Source organism: Bacillus cereus group sp. MYBK14-1, from assembly GCF_051916885.1.
In the GTDB taxonomy this organism is placed as follows: domain Bacteria; phylum Bacillota; class Bacilli; order Bacillales; family Bacillaceae_G; genus Bacillus_A; species Bacillus_A cereus.
The window spans coordinates 187,295-209,250 of record NZ_JBQAHM010000001.1 but is presented as its reverse complement, the minus strand read 5'-3'; the positions used below and the strand labels follow the sequence as shown (position 1 = coordinate 209,250).

Sequence of the window (21,956 nt, the reverse complement as noted above, 5' to 3'; positions counted from 1 at the left end):
TACTCATACTGTGTAAATTATAAAGGGGGAGGACTATGGAAATAAAGAAAGTAGTAATCGATGGAATCAATATTGCGGTCATTAGAAACGATAAGGTATTAATATCGGATGTTCAGTCTGCATTAGATACTATGGCAGCAGTTCAATATGAGGTAGATGCGAAACATATTATTATCCATAAATCTTTAATAAGTGAAGATTTCTTTGACCTAAAAACACGGCTTGCGGGCGATATCCTTCAAAAGTTTATAAACTACAAGGTAAAGATTGCTATTGTTGGAGATTTCTCTATGTATACTAGTAAAAGCTTAAAAGATTTTATTTATGAATGTAATAAAGGAAATGACATTCTTTACTTAGCAACTGAACAACAAGCAATTGAAAAACTAAGTACATTAAAGTAATAATTATATCTTGCTAAATTCCCCCATTTCACTTAGTTCATAATTATATACGATATAGAAGAACTGATGTTTGTGGTAAACTAAGAGATGAATAAAGGGGGAGTTTTTTTGAACAATTTTAATAATATAATCCAAAATTTAAATAATATAGTTTACAAACCTAACAACTTAATGATTACGAATCTAAAAGAAGAAAAGCAAAACTCAGAATATGCCGGATGTTTATTCCACTTAAATAACAAAACCATTCGTTTTAGAAAATCAAAAGTTACACCTAATAAAATTGGTCAATTTGTTTCTTTTTGGGAGAAAGATGAAAATATGCGAAATAGAGCTTTCTCTTATGAAGCTGCTCCTGATTTATTAGTAATCACTTGTATTGCTGATAATAAACTAGGGCAATTTATTTTTCCTAAAGAGATTCTTCTTAAAGAAAAAATATTGAGAACACAAAGTCAAACAGGGAAAATGGCAATGAGGATTTATCCTGTTTGGGATACCACTGTTAGTAATCAAGCTAAAAAGAGCCAAACGTGGCAACTTCAATATTTTGTTGATTTAAGTGATAGTAATAATTTGCCTATAGATAAACTATTAAATTTATATTCGTAGCTTTTGATTTGCCCCAAAAAGAAGTAATTACAGAAAAGACATTTGTAATGACGCCTTCTATTAATTTACCTCGTGAATCGTAATTTTTGTACCGGTACAGTTAAATGAAATGTACATTGTTACAGTGCCCCTTAAAATTTACAATCAGCATATATTATTTAAACTTATAAATTTTTAAGGGGTGCTAAATATGACAAGTTTACAAGATCAGCTTTTCACAAGATTAAATCTTAAAAAACGTAATGATGTAACGTTTGAAGAATTACCTACCATACTCTTTTCGTTTGCGCATACTATACCATTTGAGAATTTAGATGTTATAGCACGAAATACGAATCAAATCTCTCTGGAAAACTTACGAGAGAAAATTTTAACTAGTTCCCGTGGTGGACTTTGCTACGAATTAAATACTCTTTTTTACTATTTCTTAAGAGACTGTGGCTATGATGTACAACTGGCATTAGGTACGGTTTATAAAAACGATATAAATGCATGGGCACTTGAGGATGGCCATATAACAATTATTTTAACTTATGATAATGTACAGTATTTAATTGATATAGGTATAGCTTCGTTAGTACCTCTTGTTCCTGTACCTTTTACTGGCGAGTCGGTTTCTTCAAAAAATGGTTCGTACCGGGTGAGACGAAAAGATACGAATAAAGGAAATTATGTTTTAGAAAGAATAGATGCTGCTGGAGAATGGAAAGTTTGTCATGCTTTTTATAAACATATTATTGATGAGATAGTAGTAAATGATGTTCAAAGAAGAGTGATAGAAGATGAGAAGTCTATTTTTAATAAAGGACCAATTGCAGTAAAGTTGACGAACTCTGGCCATATTTCATTAACGAATACAAGTTTAACCGAAATTATTCATGGGGAAAAAACTAAGCGTGAAATTACAGAAGATCAATATAAAGAGTTTTTATATACTTTATTTGCTATTAAGTTATGAATAATAAAGACAGCCGGTTCTTATTCAGAAGCGGCTATCTTTATTATTTTTGGTGTAAATGGTTTTCTTCTAATATGTTTCGGAAACTGCGGTATAGTTAATGTTTTTAATGTTTCCTCAGCTTCTTCATATGTATGAAAAATTGGTTCTTTTCCATCATCCCCTTATAAAACTAGCCCTTCATCTCGGATTACATATGGCATAAAACCACCCATCTAGTAAAGAATTATGTTCTTTTGCAGCAGAATAATACGATTTAAAGTTTGATTTTCTTAATACATATAATACACTAGAACAGTACGAAAAAGTATGTACAATGAATTTTGAATGTAAAGGAAGATTATTATGTCAGTTATTGATAAATTGAAACTTAATAAGTATACAAATATGGTCGTTATTAACGAACCAAGTGATTATGACATTTTTACAGGTAAAGAAACTGCATTCTCAAAAGAACACGATGCTATCTTTATATTTGTAGAAACGCTTGATGAAATGGTGAAACAAACGAATTTTATTATTAGTAATGAAGAATTACTAATTGAAAAAGGTTACGTATTCTTCGCATATCCGAAAAAAGGTAATGCGCGTTATAGTACGTTTATTCACCGTGATGAAATGTTTCCGGCATTAAACGTTGGAGAAGATGGTTATGTGGGAGAAAGCGATATTAAATTTGCACGAATGGTAAGTATGGATGAAGTCTTTACTGTTGTTGGTTTAAAACGTGAAAAGAAAAAAACAACAAAAACATCTGCTATGAGTCAATGTGTTGCCGATTATGCAGATCGAATTAAAGATGTTGAAGCATTATTAGCTAATCATCCGAATGAACTTAAGTTTTATCAAAGTTTAACGCCTGGATACCAAAAAGATTGGGCACGTAATCTTTTTTCTGTGAAACAAGAAAAAACACGTGAAAAACGTCTAGAGAAAATGATAGAAATCCTTTCACAAGGCTATAAAACAATTGAATTATTCCGTAAGAAGAAAAAATAATGATTAAGGAAGTCACAATGCTGCAACAATTAATTGTGATGAGTACATTGAAAAAAGCATTCCTTCCATTATACTAAGGAATGTTCTTATATTTATATAATTAGCAAAAGAGAAAAGGTGTTTGAAATGAAATCGTATATTGTAGTTGGATCAGGAATTTTAGGAGCGTCTACTGCTTATCATCTTGCTAAGGCAGGTGCGAATGTTACTATCGTGGATCGCCAACAATTAGGGCAAGCAACCGATGCAGGAGCAGGTATTGTATGTCCATGGCTATCACAGCGCCGTAATAAAGCATGGTATAAAATCGTTAAAGGCGGTGCACGTTACTATTCTTCGTTAATTCAGCAATTAGAAGAAGACGGTGAAACTGACACAGGATATAATCGTGTAGGTGCAATTAGTTTACATACTGACGAGAAAAAGTTAGATCAAATGGAAGAGCGAGCTTATAAACGACGTGAAGATGCCCCGGAGATTGGTGAAATAACTCGCTTATCAGCTGAAGAAACAAAAAAATTATTCCCAGCATTATCAGACGAATATAGTTCTGTTCATATTAGTGGTGCTGCACGAGTAAATGGAAGATTATTACGCAATGCATTAATAAGTGCTGCGAAAAAACATGGTGCAACTTTCATAAAAGGCGATGCTATGTTAGTCCGTGAAGGAAATCATATTACGGGAGTTACAGTAAACGATGAAACAATTTTAGCGGAAAAGGTTATTGTAACTGCAGGCGCATGGGCGAATGAAATCTTGAAACCATTAGGAATTAATTTCTTAGTTACATTCCAAAAAGGACAAATTGTTCATCTGCAAATCGAGAATACAGCAACAGAAAATATGCCAGTTGTTATGCCACCAAACGATCAATATATTTTAACGTTTGACAATGGTCATGTCGTAATTGGTGCAACACATGAGAATGATACTGGTTTCGATCATCGTGTAACAGCAGGTGGTTTACATGAAGTATTCCATAAGGCATTAGCAGTTGCACCTGGCTTAGAAAATGCTACAATGCTTGAAACGAGAGTTGGATTCAGACCATTTACACCAGGGTTCTTACCTGTTATCGGACCGCTACCTAAATTTGAAGGAATTCTCGTTGCGAATGGATTAGGGGCTTCGGGTTTAACAGCTGGTCCATATCTAGGAGCGGAACTTGCTAAACTAGCGCTCGGACAACCGATTGAATTAGATTTAAATGATTATGACGTTGCTGGCGCAATTGAATAATATGGAGTACTGCTAACATTTATGAAAAACCATGCTAAACAAATTCGACAGAGAATAAGTAGTTTTTCCTCTGTTAAGAGTAAGCCTGTTTATGAAAAATAAAATTATTTAAAAATAGAGGGCCGACATTATAAACCTGCATTAATAATGTAGAATTGTGATGTCGGCTCTTTATTCATATTGATTTAAAACTTATTTTCGAGAGGAGGTTAAGTAATGAGAGCGCCATATCAAGTATTGATATTTCCTTATATAAAAACTGCCGATTCTATTCAATATGCCATTTTTAACCGAAGTGATTATGGTTATTGGCAAGGAATAGCTGGTGGCGGAGAAGACGGTGAGATTCCTATTGAATCAGCAAAACGGGAAGCGTTTGAAGAGGCTCGTATTACAAGAGAATGTCCATATATACAATTAGATTCTGTGTCTTCACTACCAGTAGAGGATGTAGTTGGAGGATTCCGTTGGGGAGAAGAGGTTTATGTAATAAAAGAATTTTCTTTTGGAGTTAAAGTCCCTACAAAAAACATATCATTATCTAAAGAACACTTCAATTATAAATGGTTATGCTTTGAGGAAGCAGTAACGCTTTTGAAATGGGATAGCAACAAAACAGCATTGTGGGAATTAAACAAAAGACTATTAAAACAATAAAAGTTTTAGCTAACAAAGATAGTAGTGGAACAAGAATTGAACCATTAACAAACCTTTGCTACACTTCTAAACAATGTTTTATAGATTTGGCATGGGTAATGAATGAAGAGAACTTGTACTAAGAAAAGCCCTATACAGTTGACTCTGAAAAAATGAAAATAGTTAGAAATATTTTTATATCGTACGGTTTTTGGCTATGAATAACGGAATAAATATTAAGTATTCAACAGTTTAAATAAAATGAGTTAGCTTTTTATTTTAAGAAGAAAGATGACTCGTTTTATGCTAAAATTCGCTTAGTGTATATTTTCGTTAAAATGTGGGTGGGCCCCCTTTTAGCAAAACCGGAGTGGGAATGATGAGTATAAATAGTTTTGTGGGATTGATAAATGACGAATTATTAAAAGAGGTAAGTATAAGAAGTGAGGATGAATTCGAGCCTGTAGTAGTTAAAGATATTCCTAGACTTTGGAAGTGTTTAGGAACAGGTAATTATGCCGCGGTATTCATGCACAGAGAATACAAAGATTGGGTAGTGAAAGTTTACGTGCGAGAAGGAGAAGGAATTGAAAAAGAGTCAGAAGTATACCGAAGAATTGGAGATCATCCTTCTTATTCAAAGCTTATATATAAAGGGGAAAATTTCATAGTATTGAAACGTTTAAAAGAAATTACCTTATACGATGCTATTCATAAGGGAATTAAAATTCCTAAGCAAGTAATACTTGATATTAATGAGGCTTTAGAGTATGCGAGGAAACAAGGGTTAACTCCTTGTGATGTTCACGGGAAAAATGTGATGATGGAAAAAGGAAGGGGATATGTAGTCGATGTATCTGATTTCTTAAAAACAAAAGAAGATAGTAAGTGGAGAGACCTAGAAAAGGCATATTTCACCTTTTATTTTCCTTTCATTTATAAATTGCCTTTCCCCGTTAAAATACCGTATTTTATGTTAAACATTGTTAGACGTTCGTACAGAAAATATAAGAAGCTTAAAAAGAAATTCAAATTGTAAAAGGACCACATATGTTCCTGAAAACGATTTGAATTCACATAAATAACTTTAGAAAAATTTAAAATTTTGTTTAGGGGCTACTTCAAGACCTTAGCTTGCTGGGTATGTGGTGCTACCCCATTACTATCAACTTAAGAATTGATAGTAATGGGGTATTTAATTTCTTATCTTGATGAGTATGGGATACTGCCAGCATTTCTTCTATCTTCTATCTTCTATCTTCTATATTCTTGTTGTAGGGTGTTATAAAATTCTTAAGTTAATAGGCCTTGAGTGGCATACATAGCAGAATTAACGAGTAAATGTAATAATCTCATCAACAGCTTTGATATAACCACCTGCCTCACGGAATGATTGACTAATTTTTTTGGCATTCTCTTTGTAAATCGAATGCTGCAACACTTCATTAACGGCATGTTTTAAATCCTCGGCCGATAATTGCTGGATATTTAACATAAATCCTGCGCCAAGTTCGTATACTCGCTCAGCAATCGTATGCTGATCATTTATAAATGGGAGCATAACTAGAGGTACTTCAAAATAAAGTGATTCACTTGTGCTATTCATTCCACAATGACTAATAAATACATCCGCTTGACGCAGTATATCTAATTGTGGAAGATAGTTACCAACAATAAAATTATCAGGTATATCTCCTAGCTGCTCCACTGTTAATTGTTTGCCTATACTAAGTACTACTTTCGCATTGAGATCTTTTAAACCGACGAAACATTTTTGATAGAATTCAGGCTGATTATTAATTATGGTTCCCATAGAAATATAAATCACACGTTCTCCTTTTAATTCATCAACCGAAAAATCATTTAGAGTTTCATTTTCAGCAATGGAAGGACCGATAAAAATATAGCCATCCTTAAAATCCTTGCTGTTTCTTTGAAAATAGCGAGAAGTAAAGACAATATTCAAATCGCCTGAACCCGGACAAAGTAAAAAATTATCAGATAGGGATACTTCATATTTTCCTTCTAAATATTGTTTCCTTTTTGCTATTTCTTCTAATTGCAAAAATGCTTGTAGCATGGCTAAACGTTCCTGTTTTTGTTCTATGTTTCTTGTTCCTGTCAGGTTCATATTTTCTTTTAGTTCTTGTGAAAAAGCAAACGTGGTCCAAGTTGCAATAGATGCTAAACCTCTATGGTGAGCAACCCATTTTCCAGGTAAAGACTGTGCATCATAGAGGATGTAATCGTATGTTTCTTTGGAGATTTCTTCAAAAATGGCATCAGTAATTCTTTCCATAGCATGAAGGAAGTGTAATAAGTACTCTTGAGGATGGGAAGTCATAAGATTCATAGTTTCCGAAAGCTCTCTTTGTGCCTCTTGATTGATGGGACGGAATTGCGCACCTGCTTTTTTGATTTTTTCTTCAAAATCATTTGATGAATAATAGACAATGTTGTCTCCACGTTGTACTAAATCCTGTACTAATCCTAATGTTGGATTTAAGTGTCCTTCTCCACCTATATTGATGTAAAGTGCTTTTTTCATCTTTATCCCCTCCAGTAAATTTGATATCGTTAAATGTAAAATATAAACGATTTTTTATTTTGTTTGAATTATAACAAACGAAGTGAATAAATGTCTATTTTTACTTTTGAATATTCTTAATTTTTAGAGGGTATTTTATTTAGATAACTTGATGGATATGGCGAGACCCCACATCCATCAAGTTAAGAAAAAGAAACACCCCAAAAAACAAAAAAATGAGATGACTTCTCAAAGTAACTAACTGTAGAGAAAGAAAAATTTCATTTAGTGGGTACTTCAAAACCTTAGCTTAATGGCGATGGGTTCACCATATCAAAACAAGAAAATTGTGCGTATAGACATATTTTTCAACCGCTTCCTGTACGTTAAGGGAATAGTTATTTTTTTACAGTTTTTTTATTATGAAATTCAAAATAACTAATTATAATAGGTGAAAAAATAATCAATAGTTGGGTTACGGAAAGGATTCGAATTTACATTCTTTCTCAATACATATTATGGATAAATAAAGTAAAATATGGGTTAGGGTTATGTCTCATGTTGTGTTAATACTAACAATAACTAAGGGTACATAATATGCTTTCATACCTTTGAATAATTTTGTTATAGGAGGGATGGAGATTTAAATGGCTCAAATTGTTGGTATTGATAAATACCTTTGTACTGGGGCTTTAATCTATATGCATGAGGGTCTTTCCCTAAGTCTTGTCAGGAAGTAAGGAACAGTAAGCAAACACTTATACAATATGAATAGAGGAGAGGAATGCCTTATGAAAATACGTAGTCAAATTACATGTGCAAGTCTGGCCCTTTTAATAGCTGGAAGTTCCCTGTTATATACAACACCAACCTCAATTGTAAAAGCAGAGCCCACTCAAAATGTATCTAGTTCGTTACAAACAAATACGCAACGAGATCGTACTTCCGTCAAGCAAGCAATGCGGGATACATTGCAACTTGGATACCCGGGGATACTTGCTAAAACTTCTGAGGGTGGAAAAACGTGGGGGTATGCCGCTGGAATAGCGGATCTGAGAACCAAGAAACCAATGAAAACAGATTTTCGCTTTCGCATTGGGAGTGTGACGAAGACGTTCACCGCAACAGTTGTACTTCAATTAGTTGGAGAGAATCGCCTGAAGCTAGACGACTACATCGAAGACTGGTTGCCTGGTGTCATTCAAGGAAATGGATATGATGGTAACAAGATTACTATCCGGGAGATATTGAACCATACAAGTGGTATCGCTGAATACTCAAGGTCAAAAGACGTTGATTTTACGGATACAAAAAAATCGTATACGGCTGAAGAGTTAGTGAAGATTGGGATCTCTCTTCCCCCAGACTTTGCTCCAGGAAAGGGCTGGTCTTATTCAAACACAGGATACGTATTACTGGGTATCCTTATTGAAAAAGTAACTGGAAACAGCTATGCGGAAGAGGTTGAAAATCGAATTATTGAACCACTTGAATTGTCGAATACATTCCTACCAGGCAACTCAAGTGTTATTCCAGGCACTAACCATGCCCGTGGGTATGTCCAACCAGACGGAGCAAGTGAGCTAAAAGACGTTACTTATTATAACCCAAGTGCAGCTAGCTCTGCTGGAGATATGATTTCTACGGCTGAAGACTTAAACAAATTCTTCTCTTACTTGCTCGGTGGCAAATTACTGAAAGAACAGCAACTAAAACAAATGCTTACTACAGTTCCTACAGGAAAAGAAGGAATCGATGGATATGGTCTTGGAATCTATGAAACTAAGCTTCCAAGCGGTGTCTCGATATGGGGACACACAGGTGGCATTCTAGGGTTTACTACTCTTGTTGGAGGTAAACTTGGAGGCAAGCATACGTTGGTCGTCAATTGGAATAGTTTGGGTAGAATTGGCAGTCCTAATCCTTTTAAAAAAATTTTACTTGCTGAATTTAGCAAGTAGGAAAAAAGGAAAAATTTATCGTAGTTTTCATAGTTAAAAATATACTTTACTGTTTCAAAAGCCCCAACTTATTTTCAAGAAAAATAAGTTGGGGCTTTTTTTGTTTTGGTGGCGTTTATTCTTAAGTTGATAGATGTGTGGTGCTACCCCAAAATAAAAAGATTAGGAGTGAATCCTAATCTTTTTATTTATACATATTTTTGTTAGTTATATCACTATCAATTCCAAAACGGGATATTTTGAATAAATGAAACGGTCAAAATAAGTGTTGATGCGGAACCAGCAGTTACTAAAGTTACTATTTTTCGTCCATTCTGTTCTTTTGAAGGTTTTATAAGTTCTGTAATTAACACAATCCATATTATGATAGATACTATTGAAATAATATTTATAGACATATGTAACACGTCCCTTCGTACTTTTACATAAATATTTCTTCTTTTATAAAATAAAAGCAATTTAACAAGAAAATATGTAACGCATTACAAATCAATATTTTCCTGTTAAACCACCTTTTTTAAATAGAAATACGACTGATAAAACGATAACAACAGCCTTCAGACTGCCCCAATATGGATAAATAGCATGATTTGTTAGACTAGCATATTGAAAGATATTCTCTAAACCGAAAATTCCTATCATGACTGCTAAAAGGAATGAAGCTGATCCATACGTCCCGTTATGATAGAGAGTAAATAAGTATATTGCACATATAAGTGGTACGATGATTTGTAATAAGAGTGTCATAATTGATTCCCCTAATATATTGATTCTTATATTATATACAAAATTGTAATAAAAAGGAATACGACTTATTTGATACTAACAAAACTACTCTAATCATATTCTTCTATAAAAAAGAAGAAAAAGGGGTGTACAGTTAATTGACAAAAGTTAAAGTTAGTTTACGACCCATTGTTCAAAACGTAATTTTACCAACCGTATTGAAAACAACGATACTTCCAGGTGAATCGATCGAAAGACTATTTATCGCAACCCAATTAGGAGAGATTTTTTACATAGGGGACGGAGTTATAAAGACATTTTTAGATATTCGTCACCTAATTATTAAATTAGGTACATTTGAAGAAGGTGTTTCTAGTAGCGGTTATGATGAACGCGGATTGCTTGGACTTGCGTTCCATCCACAATTTTATCAAAATGGGTTATTTTATCTTCATTATTCAGTAGCTGGAACTCAAGGGCCAGGTGCATTTTCTGAGCAATTTAAACCGAATCCTTGTGACCCTAAAACGTTAAATTTAAAGTGGGTTAATAGAAATACGCAATATGATCACATTGATACAGTAGAAGAATGGACTTTACAATCTAATGGTCAAGCTCAAAAGCGACGAACATTACTGAATGTAAGAAGACCATTTTTTAATCATAACGGAGTCAATAGTTTAAACTTTTCACCTGAGACTGGAAAACTTGTTTTTACAAATGGAGATGGCGGGTCAGGTTATGATCCATTTAATTTAAGCCAAGATGATTTAGAAATAGCAGGTAAAATAATTGAAATCGATGTAAGTAAAAATACATTTATAAATAACCCTCCTGTAGTTACACGCTTTAATGAACTCCCTTTATCTATACAAGAAACACTTACAGTAATTGCAAAAGGAGTACGTAATATAACCGGCATTTCATTTCAAAGGTTTTATAATCAATATATCAAATACGCCGGAAATGTCGGACAAGATATTGTAGAGTCTATTTTTTCATTTATTCAATATAAACCTATATTGGTTACAGAACTTGTTCAAATGCATTTTATGAGGTTAACTCCCAATCAAGATGGGGTTATCAATTTTGGGTGGCGAGGATGGGAAGGGGATTTACCTACTTCTTTTATACGACATTGTTCTGAGAATCAGACTTTGGATGAGAGAACAATAGTTTATTATGATGAAACAATACAAACTTCAGTGAAGCGTATTCTGCCTCTACTTAGTTATTTTCATAAAGATTCTAGAACAGATAAGTTTGGAGGAACTTCACTTACAGGAGTTCAGCCATATATGGGAAATGCAATTCCAAATTTAACAGGTAGCGTTGTGTTTACTGACCTTGCCAATAAAGGAGAATCTCAGTCTCCAATTAAGGGTGTTTTAGCCTATACTAGAGCAGGTACAGACGGTAAACATGCTGACTTTCATGTTATTGAAACCAATTATGATTTTGGTACGCAACCAGCTTATTATATGAGTTTAGGAACAAATTCGGATCAAACTAAATTATATTTAGGAGTTTACGGTTCTATGAAAGTAACTGATTTTAATAAAGGTACCATTTTTGAAATTATTCCCTGATACGATACACACTCGTAGTTTAATAATCCAAGGAATTTATTTTGTTTCAAAACGCACAATTTATCCCCCTAAAAGCCTTTTATTATATAGTAATTCATAACAAGTAGAAAGCAGCTCATAAACCACTAGTGTATGAATAATATAGAAAGTAATGAATGAGGCATCTTTAGGGGGAGATATTGATGAATTGGTTTGTACGTTATTGGTATCAACTGATGATAGAACATGATACGAGCTTTGTTCATAAAAGAAAATTGTCCCTTGCGAATAAGTTAGTACTTACAGCTTTGATGAGTACATTAGCCACCATGTTTCAAGCAGCAGGAAACCTAGTTCCTGGTATAGGTTTGCTCATTAGTCCATTTTCGACATTACCGATTTTTTTTGCTATTTTCTATTCTATTCGTGAGGGAATACTTTCTTATATTCTTACTATTTTTCTATTATTTATTATTGAGCCAAGTGAACTAATTGTCTTTCCTTTTACTACAGGCTTATTAGGTCTAGCCTTAGGAGTATCTTTTTTAAAATTAAAGAGGAGAATTTGGATTGTTTCCTTTTCAGCAACTTGTCTAATTATTGGTATTATGATTGTTCTCGATGTTTTCCGTTTTCCGGTACTTGGTCCTGCTGTTCATACAACTATGGATATAAAAATTATTTTATCAATATCTATAATGAGCTTTCTATACTGTTGGATTTATGCAGGTTTTTGCAGAATAATGATGAATAGATTATATAAAGTGTTGTATTAACAATGGCATAATGAGGATTGGAGATTGAATTCATGACTAACGTTGCAGTTAGAAGACCGAATTTGAATGATGTAGATGAACTATATTTATTTTTCCGTATCGTTATTACGAATACATACAAAAATGAAGGATTGTCACAATCATTGGATGACATAGAAAATGAAATTAACTCAAAAAAGCAGTATTTGAAAAGTGATTTTGATAGTAACGGAGAAGGTCGTTACTTTTTATTAGCAATTGATACAAGTAACGATAAAATCATTGGAACAATCGAAATCGGTCCAGCAAGTACATTGATTAATAGTTGTACAGGTGGTGTACTTAAAAATTTGTATGAAATAGGAACTGTATTCATACTTCCGGAGTATCAGAGAAAGGGAATAGGGAGTTTATTACTACATACAATGTTTCTTACATTACTTAGCAGAGGGATAACAGAATATTGTTTAGATAGTGGATATAAAAATGCGCAAAGTATATGGACGAAAAAGTTTGGAAAACCTAGCTATGTATTGAAAGATTACTGGGGAGAATCCAGCGATCATATGATTTGGAAGAAAAGTTTACATGATACACCTATAATATTTGAATTATAAAATGAAATATGCCTCTGAACATAGCTTTTCTTACTTATGTATGCTATTATTTATCTTTATAATAAAAGAGGACGTGAATGAACTTGATTAAAATTAATATTCCTGAAGCTGATGTTTCAATTACTGAACGTAAACAAGTTATTAAAGGAGACGAGCCAATCATTACTCCAATTAATGGATTTATCGATTTCCACTTGTTCCCTAGAGATAAAGGCGGCATTTTTATGTTTTACAATATTAATGACGAACTTCTTTTCGTAGGTAAAGCTCGTAAAATTAGACAACGTATTAAGAAGCATTTTGAAGATAATGTTTCACCAATTAAAAATCACCGTGATGAAGTATACCGCATTGATGCATGTATCGTAGAAGATCCAACAGAAAGAGAAATTTACGAAACATATATCATTAATGAATACAAAGCGAAATATAACGTTGATAAAGTATTCTACAAATAATCAACATTAATAAAAAACAATCCTAGCTAATATGCCAGGATTGTTTTTTATTTAGATTTATTCTTCATATCTTTCTCCTTTTTTCAAATGATTAGCAGCAACAAAACAGATTACACCTATAAATATAAGTACAATACCAACCGTTTTATGTTTTCCCTCAAAGAAAGGAATATCTGAAATAACATTTGTCATACATAGTCCTAAAAATACAAGGATAGGGCCCACCCAAAGTAATACATTACCGAATTTTGTGTGCTTCCACATAATAACCCTCCTTAACCCTCTTTACATATATATCCATAAATGAAAAGTAAATTCATAGAGAAATATAGTTTTTTTCATATCGAAAATTTAACCCTCATATATTGGTACAAGCAAAAGAGAAAGGAGACCATCATGAATTGGTTAGAAGCTTTCATACTAGGTATAATTCAAGGTTTAACAGAATTTTTACCAATCAGTAGTACCGGACATCTTTATTTAGGAAGGCATTTGTTCCGATTAGATGAGGCTGGCTTATTTTTAGATACGATGCTGCATATTGGGACTTTACTTGCGGTTTTTATTTATTACAAAAAAGAATTTATATATTTAATTAAAAACCCATTTTCAAAGCTCATGTTATTACTTATCGTTGGGACAATACCCGCAGTTGTAATTGGTTTATTGTTTAAAGATTTCTTTGAAGATATTTCAAAAACAGGAATCACGATCGGTTGGGAGTTTTTAGTGACCGGATTCTTTCTTTACACGGCAGATAAACAAAAGAATGGTCGTAAAAAAATGGATGACATAACATATAAAGACGCATTAATTATCGGTTCATTTCAAGCTGCTGCTATTTTTCCAGCCATTTCCCGTTCTGGAATGACAATTGTCGCTGCATTATGGAGAAAATTAGACCGTGAAACTGCTGCTTACTTTTCTTTTTTACTGTCGACACCAGCTATTGTTGGAGCTATCATTTTGCAATTTGCAGACGTTTTTCAAGGGAAAGCAGAATCTATTTCTAGTACATCTTTAATTGTCGGAACGTTATCAGCAGCGTTTTTTGGATACATAGCCGTTTCATGGATGATTCAATATTTAAAACGTCACTCCTTAAAAGTATTCGCGTATTACGTATGGGGATTAGGTATTTTAATTTTAACGTTGCAATTTACTGATGTATTTTAAGTATAATGATAAAGAAGTTAATTAGTTTAAGATCCTGTTTCATTCATACAAGGCAGGATCTCTTTTTATTAAGGGGGAAAATATGTTTAATAAGGCTATCGTTATTGGTGGAAGTATGGCAGGAAAGTTTGCAGCAAAAGCATTATCAACTTTTTTTAAAGAAGTAATCATTTTAGAAGTCGGTGAAAAATGGGATGGAAAAGCTTCAAGAAAAAGAGTTCCACAAAGTAATCATCCTCACGTGTTATTAAAAGGTGGAGAAAAAGCAATTGAAGAATTGTTTCCTACTATTACGAATGAATTAATAGAAGCGGGTAGTATTATAAACAACTTTACACGTGATTTGAAATGGCATCAATTCGGTCTATGGAAACAACCGTTCATAGGGGAAGTACATATGATTCAACAAAGTCGTCCTTTACTAGAATGGCATATTCAAAAACGAATACATCAGATTTCAAATATTACTATTAAATATGAAACATTGGTTAAAGGGTTATTGGTAGATGAAAAGCTTAACAAAGTGTGTGGAGTAAAAGTTAAATATTTAGAGACAGACATACAAGAAGAAGTTCATGCAGACCTTGTAGTTGATGCGAGTGGATTTGGCTCAAAAAGTATAGAGTGGTTACGAGAATACGAAATTGAAGTACAAGAAGAGAAAGTTCGTATTGATTTATTTTACGCAACGAAAATGTTCAAACTTAAAGAAAATGAGAAATTAGACTGTTGCAATGTGCTAATGTCTCCGAGTTTCCCTGATAACCCTTATGGCGTTCTTATTCAAACGATAGAAGATAATCGTTATTTTGTTACTTTCAGTGGATACGCAAACGAGAAAGCACCACAAACAGATGATGAGTTTTATGATTTTGCTGAAAACCTATCAATTTCTAATGTTACAGACTTCCTAAACAAGGCTGAGGGAATTACTGATATAAAGACATACAAAATTCCTTATCAAGTACGCCGGCGATTTGATTTAGTGAATAATGTACCAGAAGGCTTATTAGTTGTTGGAGATGCGCAATGTCGTTTTGATCCCGTTTTCGGCCAAGGCGTATCAGTTGCTGCTATGGAGGCTCACCAGTTGCAATTACTTCTGCAAGGTAGAAAACAACTCGATAAAACATTTACACAACAATTTTATAAAAAGGCAGCTACTATAATAGAAACCCCATGGGATATGACAACAACGGAAATATCACGTCATCCGCAACTAAAGAGAGAATTAACTACAAAACAAAAATTTCAGCTATGGTATACGAAACAAATATATCGACTATCCGCAAGTAATTCTGATGTTTATATTCGGTTAGTACGAGTTATGAATTTAATTCGTAGTCCATTTCATCTTTTTCATCCGAAAGTGCTACTATCTGTATTACTTAATCGAAAGTAATAGCAGGAATATAATTGATTAAAAAAGAATGTATAACAGTTAGTAAATCTAGAAGGAGAATACGGGATGGAAATATACATAGAGCAACTAAAGAAACAAGATGCTAAGGATTTATTTACGTTTGAACTTACGAATAAATCTTTTTTTGAAACAATGGTACCAAATCGTGACTCAAAATATTTTGAATTTGAATATTTCCAAAAACTACTAGACGATTTATTAATAGAACAAGCAGATGGAGATTCTTATTTTTATTTAATTCGTAATGAAGAAAAAGAAATTGTAGGGCGAATTAATTTAGTAGATATAGATACGGAAACTCGAATTAGTTCGCTCGGGTATCGGGTCGGAGAAAAATTTACTAAAAAAGGAGTTGCAACAGCAGCCGTAAAATTAATTTTAGATGTAGCGAAAAATAATGAAATTACTGAAGTTCATGCTAAAACAACGACTAATAATCTCGCATCACAAATTGTACTAGAAAAAAGCGGATTTTCTTCTTACCAAAACGAATCAGATATAACATCTGTAGAATTACATGGAGAACATGTGAAGTTTGTACACTATATTTGGAGAAATACTTCACGCTTATAATAAGGAGGACTTATTCATGAATGATTTACGTTATCCAATTGGCCAATTTACATACAAACGTCCTATAACTGAAGAAATGATTGATACATGGATTCAAGAAATTGAAGATTTACCTAATGAACTAACAAAGGCAATTAAAGATTTAGATCAGAAGCAGTTAGATACACCATATCGCGTTGGAGGATGGACTGTACGTCAAGTAGTTCATCACGTCGTTGATAGCCATATGAATAGCTACATACGCTTTAAATTAGCACTGACAGAAAAGAATCCAACTATTAAGCCGTATAAAGAAGAGAAGTGGGCAGAGTTACCCGATTCAAAATTACCGGTGGATGTTTCACTAGTAATGCTAGATTCATTACATAAAAGATGGGTTAACCTTTTATATTCTCTAGAAATTGAAGATCTAGAAAAGACATTTAACCATCCTGAAACTGGTGAAACAAAACTTGCTGTTGCAATAGGACTATACGCATGGCACGGACGGCATCATACAGCTCATATAACTTCATTAAGAAAGCGACTAAATTGGTAACATGGAGATTACATTAGAGAAGGCGACAGAAAGTGATGCAACAGATTTATTTCAAATGCAAATAGACTCATTTAGCCCTTTATTACATAAATATAAAGACTATGAAACAAATCCAGCAAATGAAACTATCGAAAAAACTATTTGTAGAATAAATTATGTAGACGGTGGCTTCTATAAAATAATAGTGGCAATGAATCTTGTTGGAGCGATATGCATTTCACAAAAAGAAACACCCTCTAAATTTTGGATCAGTCCAATGTTTATTCACCCGAGTTATCAAGGAAAAGGAATTGCCCAAAAGGTACTTACATTAATTGAGGAAATGTTTCCTGAAGCAACGAGCTGGGAATTTGCTACTATTTTAGAAGAAGAGAAAAATTGTTTTTTGTATGAAAAGATGGAGTATAAAAGAACAGAAGTTATAAAGAAATTAAATGATGAAACTACACTTATTTATTACAAAAAAGAAAGGTAAAGCATATAAAATACGCTTTACCTTTTTATGTTATTTTAGATTAAATATACAAAAACAATGTATTTTCTTCCAAAATACTCGGGTTAGTAATTTTAAAAATGAATAAAAATACAAAAGCCACTACTTGGTCGTAAAGGTTACTAACGCTTTTTGAATGCTTAAAATACTATCGTCACCTTTAAATTCTTTCGTAATTGGATCCTCCATACTAGACACCCAAATTTTAAGTTCTGCATCTAAATCAAAATGCCCAGCCGTTTCGATGCTATATTGTGTAATACTTTTATAAGGAATAGAATGGTATTCTGTTTTTTTGCCAGTTACTCCTTGTTTATCTACTAAAATAAGACGACGATTTGTAAATACGATTAGATCACGAATTAATTTATAAGCATGCTCTACTTTTTCATCGTCTAGCATAATCTTCTCTAAATCACGTTCTACACTTTCAGAACTCGTATTTGATGCATTTCCTAAAATACCGCTAAATAAACCCATATTAAATTCCTCCTTTAATATATGTGGAATGAATTACTTATATTGTAACATGTTACTCACAAAGATATTATGACATTACTTTAGTAGTTTCTGGTTATTGTTGTAATTAGTTTATAAAACCTCATCTTAAAATCTTATGCTAATATGAAATTAAGAAAAAAGAAGCAGAGGGATATAGCATGAAGAATATTGGTTTAGTATTAGAGGGTGGAGGAATGAAAGGTTTATATACTGCAGGTGTACTCGAATATTTCATGGAAAAGAACTTATTCTTTCCGTATGTAGTCGGCGTATCAGCTGGAGCCTGTATGGGAGCAACCTATTTGTCACGTCAAAAAGGTAGAAATAAGAAAGTAAATACAGAGCTAGTATCAGATTACAGGTATATATCTTATCGAAACTTAATTCGAAAACGTGAATTATTCGGAATGGATTTTTTATTTGATGAAGTACCTAATAAAATTGTACCATTTGATTTTCAAACTTTCTTAAACTGTAATGAACAGTTTGTTATAGGGACGACTGATTGCGAATCAGGACAAGCCATTTATTATAATAAAGCAGAACACGGAAATGATATTTTAAAAATCATTCGTGCATCTAGCTCTGTGCCGTTTATAGCACCTGCTGTAGAATATGATAATCGAAAATTACTAGATGGAGGAATTATAGATCCTATACCAGTTTTAAAAGCCCAAAAGGACGGTTATGAAAAGAACGTTGTAATTATGACAAAGCCAGAAGGATATGAGAAGCAGCGGAATAAATTTTCAGGCCTAGCTAAAATTTTATATAGAAAATATCCGAAAATCGCAGAGAATTTAGTAGACCATTATCGTTTTTATAATGAGACGATATCTTATATGAATCGAGAAGAACAAAAAGATAATTTTTATGTAATTCAACCAAGTGTACAGCTTCCTATAAGCGGAATAGAAAGAAATAAGGAAAAGCTTGTTAATCTATATAATCTTGGGTATATCGATGCTCAATATCATTATGAAAACTTATTAAATTGGATAGAGAAATAAAGGAGGAGAAAGTTGAAGTTAGGAAAACAAATTATTTTTAAGGAATTGCAGAAAATGCATAGTCCACTTCATAAACCGTTTCCTTATCGTGCTACAGCAAAATTGCAGCGAGACTTAAAAAGTAAATTTACCGAAGATGATTGTATAAACGCTGATTTTAATCATTATTGGATGCATACAGCAGCTACTTTAAATTCTATACTAAATGGAAACGAACTGAACATTACGTTTCAACAAATAAAGTGGTTAAGAAAATCGTTTTTTGAGTGTTTTCCGCAATATCGTTTTCTAGAAACAGAAATTGTGAATTATCCCATTTTGTATAGAGATTTCATAAGTTATGAGAAGACCAGGAAGCTATTACTTTATTACCTTACTGAATAAAAGCGAAAACGTACAGGTTACATTACTTGTACGTTTTTTTGTTCATAAAACATTCAATTTTAACAACTAGTTTATATAGGAATTCTAACGAGAAGAAAGAAGTACATATTATAGAATGATGTAGGGGAGGAGAGAGGAATAGCTGTTTTCCTTTAAGATATTGTCCAATTCGAATACAGTTAGTTAGTTATTTATGTTAAAATATTTCGAATGAAATCAAGCTTTAAACAAAATAAGTCAACAATGCAGAAGGGACAACATTAACATGGAAAACGTATCAAAAATAGATAAATTGGAATCAATAAAATCTTTACAGTCAACAATCCGTAAACTTGAAAATGCCTTATCACAGATGACTCAAAAGGGCTCAAATACTACTTTAGTGAAAAAAAGACTCAAAGCAGCTAGTATCGGCTTAGCTATGTTAGAAAGTGTTTGGAATCAAGAAACTCATCATTATACTCAAGAAGATTTAGCAGAAGCTCGTAATGTTCTGATTGGTTTGCTTCCATCAATTGAAAAGATTTACGATAAGTCAAAGCTTGGGAGTCCTCAAAGAACACTTTTAGAAAGAAGAATAAAATCATTGGAACTTTCTATTCAAGCGATTGATAATTTTTCTAATCAATAACTTCTCTAAACACATTACTTACGACTACTTTTATATAGGGATTCTAATGAAAAAACTACATATAGAGTACTACAAAAGAGGAAGAGAGGTGACTTCGATCATTAGTCATAAGTTAGAGCAGCTTAAAAATCAATTAAAGAATGGAAACGAAAAAGCTCTTTATACTTTTTGGCATGAAATAAAGTCAAATCACACGCCACTAATAGAACAATGCCCTGCAGATAATCAGTATAAGCTTATAACGTATATATGGTTAGGGGATCAAAACACTGAAAACGTTTATGTATTCGGTAGTTTTCCTGGTTGGGATTTGTCTGTAAATCAATTACAACGATTGTTACAGACAGAAATTTGGTATGTAACGTTTAGGACGGATAAGAGTTTTATTTCAACGTACTATTTTTCAGTAAACGATGTTTTCGAAAATGATTGGATAAAGCGTAGTGAACAGTACGAAATAGACCAATTTAATCGAAATACATTTGGAGAAGGTACCAATAAAGCGTCTGTGTTAAACATAGGAATGGAGGTGCAATATAGCAGTCGTTTTCCTTCAAATGATTATCCATCCGGAAAGATTGAAACATATTCTTTTTATAGTTCGATTTTAAATAACACACGCAAAATTCATATTTATACGCCTCATGATTATTCTCACACTTTACATCTTCAAGAACTTCTCATTGTATTTGATGGGAATTCATTCATTAATGACCTTTCAATCACAAAAACACTTAATTATTTAATTTACAAAAAAGAAATCCCATCGTGTATTGCTGTTGCTATAGATCCTGTCGATCGATTAGAAGAGCTAACTTATAACGATAAAATGAATGCATTTTTAACGAAGGAATTACTTCCGTGGATTCAAGCTAAGTATCACGTTTATCAAGAAAAGAATCATACAACAATTGCTGGTTTCAGTCTTGGTGGCTTAGCTGCTTTTTATGCAGCACTTCAAAATCCACATATTTTCGGAAATGTGTTGTCAATGTCTGGATCCGTACATTGGAAAAAGGATAATTATGAAAATACAATTCCTTGGATTGAAAATCAAATTTCATCAATAAATTCTAATGCGACTCATCTACATTCTTACATAGCAGTAGGTGAACTCGAAAACGAACCTCTTTTAACGGCTAATAGACGGCTATATAAAGCTTTAGAAGCAAAGAAATACCCAAACCACTTACGAAGAGTTTCAAGGTGGACATGATAGCGTATGGTGGCGAGAAAAGCTATTCGATGGATTAAGGGCATTAGAATTTACAAAAACGACATTAGAAAATAAAAAGGAGAGAGAATCTATGAATCAAGAAGAACTAGATAAAAAACTAAAAAAACAAGAGATTTTAGTAAAAGATGAGAAAGTTTGGTCTTATACGTATGAGGATCATATTAGTTCTATCGTTAAACAAGCAGAACAGAAAGGAGCTTTTGATCATTTACCTGGTAAAGGGAAACCTCTTAATCTTGATAAAGATCTTTCGTACAATCCTGAAAAGCAACTTTATAGAACTTTAGCAAATAATCATGTTTTACCTAGGTGGATTGAGCTTTCAAAAGAAATTGATGATTTAAAAGAAAAGCTAAAAGAAAATACAAATACTGCAGAAGCAGCGGATTTAATTCGAACTATTAATAAAAAGGTATTAGAACATAATCTACTTTGTCCACCAAGCGCGCAAAAAATGAGGGTGAAAATGGATTTTTAACGATTTTCAATTAAGCTATCGCTTACTATATAATTAAGATAGGCATTTT

At 32.8% G+C, this 21,956-nt stretch carries 27 protein-coding genes and 1 pseudogene; 22 read left to right on the top strand and 6 right to left on the bottom strand.

The features are described 5' to 3' along the window. Positions 1-35 precede the first annotated feature (35 nt). From ACTFR3_RS01070 to ACTFR3_RS01060, 3 genes are all read left to right on the top strand, one after another. Entirely contained in the window at positions 36-404 is a 369-nt protein-coding gene (locus ACTFR3_RS01070; protein WP_088338178.1) for a DUF4180 domain-containing protein, read from the top strand. Positions 405-512: 108 nt separating this feature from the next. Next, positions 513-1,016, top strand: a complete 504-nt coding sequence (locus tag ACTFR3_RS01065) for a MepB family protein (protein WP_135277853.1) — start codon at positions 513-515, stop codon at positions 1,014-1,016. A 190-nt stretch (positions 1,017-1,206) separates the two neighbouring features. Next, positions 1,207-1,974: an arylamine N-acetyltransferase family protein gene (locus tag ACTFR3_RS01060; RefSeq protein WP_000202746.1), complete on the top strand. Its 768-nt coding sequence runs from the start codon at positions 1,207-1,209 to the stop codon at positions 1,972-1,974. A gap of 20 nt (positions 1,975-1,994) precedes the next feature. On the opposite strand, the pseudogene ACTFR3_RS01055 reads toward ACTFR3_RS01060, so the two are convergent. After that, positions 1,995-2,177: pseudogene (locus tag ACTFR3_RS01055) on the bottom strand (hypothetical protein). Positions 2,178-2,319: 142 nt separating this feature from the next. On the opposite strand from ACTFR3_RS01055, the gene ACTFR3_RS01050 reads away from it, so the two are divergent. The 4 genes from ACTFR3_RS01050 (at position 2,320) to ACTFR3_RS01035 (ending at position 5,890) form a co-directional block, all read left to right on the top strand. Next, positions 2,320-2,973, top strand: a complete 654-nt coding sequence (locus ACTFR3_RS01050; protein ID WP_000110844.1) for a YdeI/OmpD-associated family protein — start codon at positions 2,320-2,322, stop codon at positions 2,971-2,973. Positions 2,974-3,099: 126 nt separating this feature from the next. Further along, on the top strand, positions 3,100-4,215 hold the full coding sequence (locus tag ACTFR3_RS01045; RefSeq protein ID WP_088338211.1) for an NAD(P)/FAD-dependent oxidoreductase: 1,116 nt from the start codon (positions 3,100-3,102) through the stop codon (positions 4,213-4,215). 216 nt (positions 4,216-4,431) lie between these two features. Beyond that, the gene (locus ACTFR3_RS01040; protein ID WP_001202589.1) at positions 4,432-4,872 is read left to right on the top strand and encodes an NUDIX hydrolase; all 441 of its coding nucleotides are present in this window, start codon (positions 4,432-4,434) and stop codon (positions 4,870-4,872) included. A 358-nt stretch (positions 4,873-5,230) separates the two neighbouring features. Beyond that, positions 5,231-5,890, top strand: coding sequence for a serine/threonine protein kinase (locus ACTFR3_RS01035; protein WP_017673315.1), 660 nt, complete (start codon positions 5,231-5,233; stop codon positions 5,888-5,890). A gap of 291 nt (positions 5,891-6,181) precedes the next feature. Here the strand turns inward: ACTFR3_RS01035 and ACTFR3_RS01030 are convergent, their stop codons facing one another. After that, the gene (locus tag ACTFR3_RS01030; protein WP_088338180.1) at positions 6,182-7,399 is read right to left on the bottom strand and encodes a macrolide family glycosyltransferase; all 1,218 of its coding nucleotides are present in this window, start codon (positions 7,397-7,399) and stop codon (positions 6,182-6,184) included. 770 nt (positions 7,400-8,169) lie between these two features. Here ACTFR3_RS01030 and ACTFR3_RS01025 point away from each other — a divergent pair. After that, positions 8,170-9,339, top strand: coding sequence for a serine hydrolase domain-containing protein (locus ACTFR3_RS01025; protein WP_000702510.1), 1,170 nt, complete (start codon positions 8,170-8,172; stop codon positions 9,337-9,339). Positions 9,340-9,557: 218 nt separating this feature from the next. Here the strand turns inward: ACTFR3_RS01025 and ACTFR3_RS01020 are convergent, their stop codons facing one another. Both ACTFR3_RS01020 and ACTFR3_RS01015 read right to left on the bottom strand, forming a co-directional pair. Continuing rightward, complete coding sequence (locus tag ACTFR3_RS01020) at positions 9,558-9,737, bottom strand: hypothetical protein (RefSeq protein WP_000026325.1); 180 nt, start codon at positions 9,735-9,737, stop codon at positions 9,558-9,560. A 91-nt stretch (positions 9,738-9,828) separates the two neighbouring features. Continuing rightward, positions 9,829-10,086, bottom strand: a complete 258-nt coding sequence (locus ACTFR3_RS01015; RefSeq protein ID WP_017657242.1) for a hypothetical protein — start codon at positions 10,084-10,086, stop codon at positions 9,829-9,831. Between the two features lie 137 nt (positions 10,087-10,223). On the opposite strand from ACTFR3_RS01015, the gene ACTFR3_RS01010 reads away from it, so the two are divergent. The 4 genes from ACTFR3_RS01010 to ACTFR3_RS00995 all read left to right on the top strand — a co-directional run bounded on the left by ACTFR3_RS01010 (position 10,224) and on the right by ACTFR3_RS00995 (position 13,463). Beyond that, a complete protein-coding gene (locus tag ACTFR3_RS01010) occupies positions 10,224-11,654 on the top strand; it encodes a PQQ-dependent sugar dehydrogenase (protein ID WP_440044083.1) in 1,431 nt (476 codons plus the stop codon). A 182-nt stretch (positions 11,655-11,836) separates the two neighbouring features. Further along, positions 11,837-12,409, top strand: coding sequence for a hypothetical protein (locus tag ACTFR3_RS01005; RefSeq protein ID WP_001103998.1), 573 nt, complete (start codon positions 11,837-11,839; stop codon positions 12,407-12,409). Positions 12,410-12,441: 32 nt separating this feature from the next. After that, on the top strand, positions 12,442-13,005 hold the full coding sequence (locus ACTFR3_RS01000; RefSeq protein ID WP_000185966.1) for a GNAT family N-acetyltransferase: 564 nt from the start codon (positions 12,442-12,444) through the stop codon (positions 13,003-13,005). A 77-nt stretch (positions 13,006-13,082) separates the two neighbouring features. Then, a complete protein-coding gene (locus ACTFR3_RS00995) occupies positions 13,083-13,463 on the top strand; it encodes a nucleotide excision repair endonuclease (RefSeq protein ID WP_001048941.1) in 381 nt (126 codons plus the stop codon). A 57-nt stretch (positions 13,464-13,520) separates the two neighbouring features. On the opposite strand, the gene ACTFR3_RS00990 is transcribed toward ACTFR3_RS00995, so the two are convergent. Next, a complete protein-coding gene (locus ACTFR3_RS00990) occupies positions 13,521-13,727 on the bottom strand; it encodes a hypothetical protein (protein ID WP_000265477.1) in 207 nt (68 codons plus the stop codon). A 132-nt stretch (positions 13,728-13,859) separates the two neighbouring features. Here ACTFR3_RS00990 and ACTFR3_RS00985 point away from each other — a divergent pair, with 132 nt between their 5' ends. The 5 genes from ACTFR3_RS00985 (at position 13,860) to ACTFR3_RS00965 (ending at position 17,648) form a co-directional block, all read left to right on the top strand. Next, a complete protein-coding gene (locus tag ACTFR3_RS00985; RefSeq protein ID WP_088338182.1) occupies positions 13,860-14,639 on the top strand; it encodes an undecaprenyl-diphosphate phosphatase in 780 nt (259 codons plus the stop codon). 82 nt (positions 14,640-14,721) lie between these two features. Then, complete coding sequence (locus tag ACTFR3_RS00980) at positions 14,722-16,041, top strand: FAD-dependent monooxygenase (protein WP_088338183.1); 1,320 nt, start codon at positions 14,722-14,724, stop codon at positions 16,039-16,041. A 66-nt stretch (positions 16,042-16,107) separates the two neighbouring features. Further along, positions 16,108-16,635 (top strand): GNAT family N-acetyltransferase, encoded by a 528-nt coding sequence (locus ACTFR3_RS00975; RefSeq protein ID WP_088338184.1) that lies wholly within the window; start codon positions 16,108-16,110, stop codon positions 16,633-16,635. Positions 16,636-16,651: 16 nt separating this feature from the next. Continuing rightward, entirely contained in the window at positions 16,652-17,173 is a 522-nt protein-coding gene (locus ACTFR3_RS00970; protein WP_000999070.1) for a YfiT family bacillithiol transferase, read from the top strand. A 1-nt stretch (position 17,174) separates the two neighbouring features. Beyond that, on the top strand, positions 17,175-17,648 hold the full coding sequence (locus tag ACTFR3_RS00965) for a GNAT family N-acetyltransferase (RefSeq protein ID WP_440044081.1): 474 nt from the start codon (positions 17,175-17,177) through the stop codon (positions 17,646-17,648). Positions 17,649-17,768: 120 nt separating this feature from the next. Here the strand turns inward: ACTFR3_RS00965 and ACTFR3_RS00960 are convergent, their stop codons facing one another. Further along, complete coding sequence (locus tag ACTFR3_RS00960) at positions 17,769-18,146, bottom strand: PH domain-containing protein (RefSeq protein ID WP_000522472.1); 378 nt, start codon at positions 18,144-18,146, stop codon at positions 17,769-17,771. A gap of 179 nt (positions 18,147-18,325) precedes the next feature. Between ACTFR3_RS00960 and ACTFR3_RS00955 the strand changes: the two genes are divergently transcribed. The 5 genes from ACTFR3_RS00955 (at position 18,326) to ACTFR3_RS00935 (ending at position 21,907) form a co-directional block, all read left to right on the top strand. Continuing rightward, a complete protein-coding gene (locus tag ACTFR3_RS00955; protein WP_088338186.1) occupies positions 18,326-19,177 on the top strand; it encodes a patatin-like phospholipase family protein in 852 nt (283 codons plus the stop codon). Between the two features lie 12 nt (positions 19,178-19,189). Next, positions 19,190-19,561 (top strand): YxiJ-like family protein, encoded by a 372-nt coding sequence (locus ACTFR3_RS00950; protein WP_088338187.1) that lies wholly within the window; start codon positions 19,190-19,192, stop codon positions 19,559-19,561. Positions 19,562-19,826: 265 nt separating this feature from the next. Continuing rightward, on the top strand, positions 19,827-20,192 hold the full coding sequence (locus ACTFR3_RS00945; RefSeq protein WP_088338188.1) for a hypothetical protein: 366 nt from the start codon (positions 19,827-19,829) through the stop codon (positions 20,190-20,192). Positions 20,193-20,238: 46 nt separating this feature from the next. Beyond that, positions 20,239-21,408 carry an alpha/beta hydrolase gene (locus tag ACTFR3_RS00940; protein ID WP_440044079.1) on the top strand — a complete coding sequence of 390 codons (1,170 nt, stop codon included), beginning with the start codon at positions 20,239-20,241 and terminating at the stop codon, positions 21,406-21,408. Positions 21,409-21,499: 91 nt separating this feature from the next. Beyond that, positions 21,500-21,907 carry a J-domain-containing protein gene (locus ACTFR3_RS00935; RefSeq protein ID WP_002204774.1) on the top strand — a complete coding sequence of 136 codons (408 nt, stop codon included), beginning with the start codon at positions 21,500-21,502 and terminating at the stop codon, positions 21,905-21,907. Positions 21,908-21,956: the final 49 nt, after the last annotated feature.

What these genes read in the sequence shown, in the direction of transcription:
- ACTFR3_RS01070 (WP_088338178.1), top strand. Translation starts at nt 36, where the DNA reads ATGGAAATAAAGAAAGTAGTAATCGATGGAATCAATATTGCGGTCATT.
- ACTFR3_RS01060 (WP_000202746.1), top strand. Translation starts at nt 1,207, where the DNA reads ATGACAAGTTTACAAGATCAGCTTTTCACAAGATTAAATCTTAAAAAA.
- ACTFR3_RS01050 (WP_000110844.1), top strand. Translation starts at nt 2,320, where the DNA reads ATGTCAGTTATTGATAAATTGAAACTTAATAAGTATACAAATATGGTC.
- ACTFR3_RS01045 (WP_088338211.1), top strand. Translation starts at nt 3,100, where the DNA reads ATGAAATCGTATATTGTAGTTGGATCAGGAATTTTAGGAGCGTCTACT.
- ACTFR3_RS01040 (WP_001202589.1), top strand. Translation starts at nt 4,432, where the DNA reads ATGAGAGCGCCATATCAAGTATTGATATTTCCTTATATAAAAACTGCC.
- ACTFR3_RS01035 (WP_017673315.1), top strand. Translation starts at nt 5,231, where the DNA reads ATGAGTATAAATAGTTTTGTGGGATTGATAAATGACGAATTATTAAAA.
- ACTFR3_RS01030 (WP_088338180.1), bottom strand. Translation starts at nt 7,399, where the DNA reads ATGAAAAAAGCACTTTACATCAATATAGGTGGAGAAGGACACTTAAAT.
- ACTFR3_RS01025 (WP_000702510.1), top strand. Translation starts at nt 8,170, where the DNA reads ATGAAAATACGTAGTCAAATTACATGTGCAAGTCTGGCCCTTTTAATA.
- ACTFR3_RS01020 (WP_000026325.1), bottom strand. Translation starts at nt 9,737, where the DNA reads ATGTCTATAAATATTATTTCAATAGTATCTATCATAATATGGATTGTG.
- ACTFR3_RS01015 (WP_017657242.1), bottom strand. Translation starts at nt 10,086, where the DNA reads ATGACACTCTTATTACAAATCATCGTACCACTTATATGTGCAATATAC.
- ACTFR3_RS01005 (WP_001103998.1), top strand. Translation starts at nt 11,837, where the DNA reads ATGAATTGGTTTGTACGTTATTGGTATCAACTGATGATAGAACATGAT.
- ACTFR3_RS01000 (WP_000185966.1), top strand. Translation starts at nt 12,442, where the DNA reads ATGACTAACGTTGCAGTTAGAAGACCGAATTTGAATGATGTAGATGAA.
- ACTFR3_RS00995 (WP_001048941.1), top strand. Translation starts at nt 13,083, where the DNA reads ATGAACTTGATTAAAATTAATATTCCTGAAGCTGATGTTTCAATTACT.
- ACTFR3_RS00990 (WP_000265477.1), bottom strand. Translation starts at nt 13,727, where the DNA reads ATGTGGAAGCACACAAAATTCGGTAATGTATTACTTTGGGTGGGCCCT.
- ACTFR3_RS00985 (WP_088338182.1), top strand. Translation starts at nt 13,860, where the DNA reads ATGAATTGGTTAGAAGCTTTCATACTAGGTATAATTCAAGGTTTAACA.
- ACTFR3_RS00980 (WP_088338183.1), top strand. Translation starts at nt 14,722, where the DNA reads ATGTTTAATAAGGCTATCGTTATTGGTGGAAGTATGGCAGGAAAGTTT.
- ACTFR3_RS00975 (WP_088338184.1), top strand. Translation starts at nt 16,108, where the DNA reads ATGGAAATATACATAGAGCAACTAAAGAAACAAGATGCTAAGGATTTA.
- ACTFR3_RS00970 (WP_000999070.1), top strand. Translation starts at nt 16,652, where the DNA reads ATGAATGATTTACGTTATCCAATTGGCCAATTTACATACAAACGTCCT.
- ACTFR3_RS00965 (WP_440044081.1), top strand. Translation starts at nt 17,175, where the DNA reads ATGGAGATTACATTAGAGAAGGCGACAGAAAGTGATGCAACAGATTTA.
- ACTFR3_RS00960 (WP_000522472.1), bottom strand. Translation starts at nt 18,146, where the DNA reads ATGGGTTTATTTAGCGGTATTTTAGGAAATGCATCAAATACGAGTTCT.
- ACTFR3_RS00955 (WP_088338186.1), top strand. Translation starts at nt 18,326, where the DNA reads ATGAAGAATATTGGTTTAGTATTAGAGGGTGGAGGAATGAAAGGTTTA.
- ACTFR3_RS00945 (WP_088338188.1), top strand. Translation starts at nt 19,827, where the DNA reads ATGGAAAACGTATCAAAAATAGATAAATTGGAATCAATAAAATCTTTA.
- ACTFR3_RS00940 (WP_440044079.1), top strand. Translation starts at nt 20,239, where the DNA reads ATGAAAAAACTACATATAGAGTACTACAAAAGAGGAAGAGAGGTGACT.
- ACTFR3_RS00935 (WP_002204774.1), top strand. Translation starts at nt 21,500, where the DNA reads ATGAATCAAGAAGAACTAGATAAAAAACTAAAAAAACAAGAGATTTTA.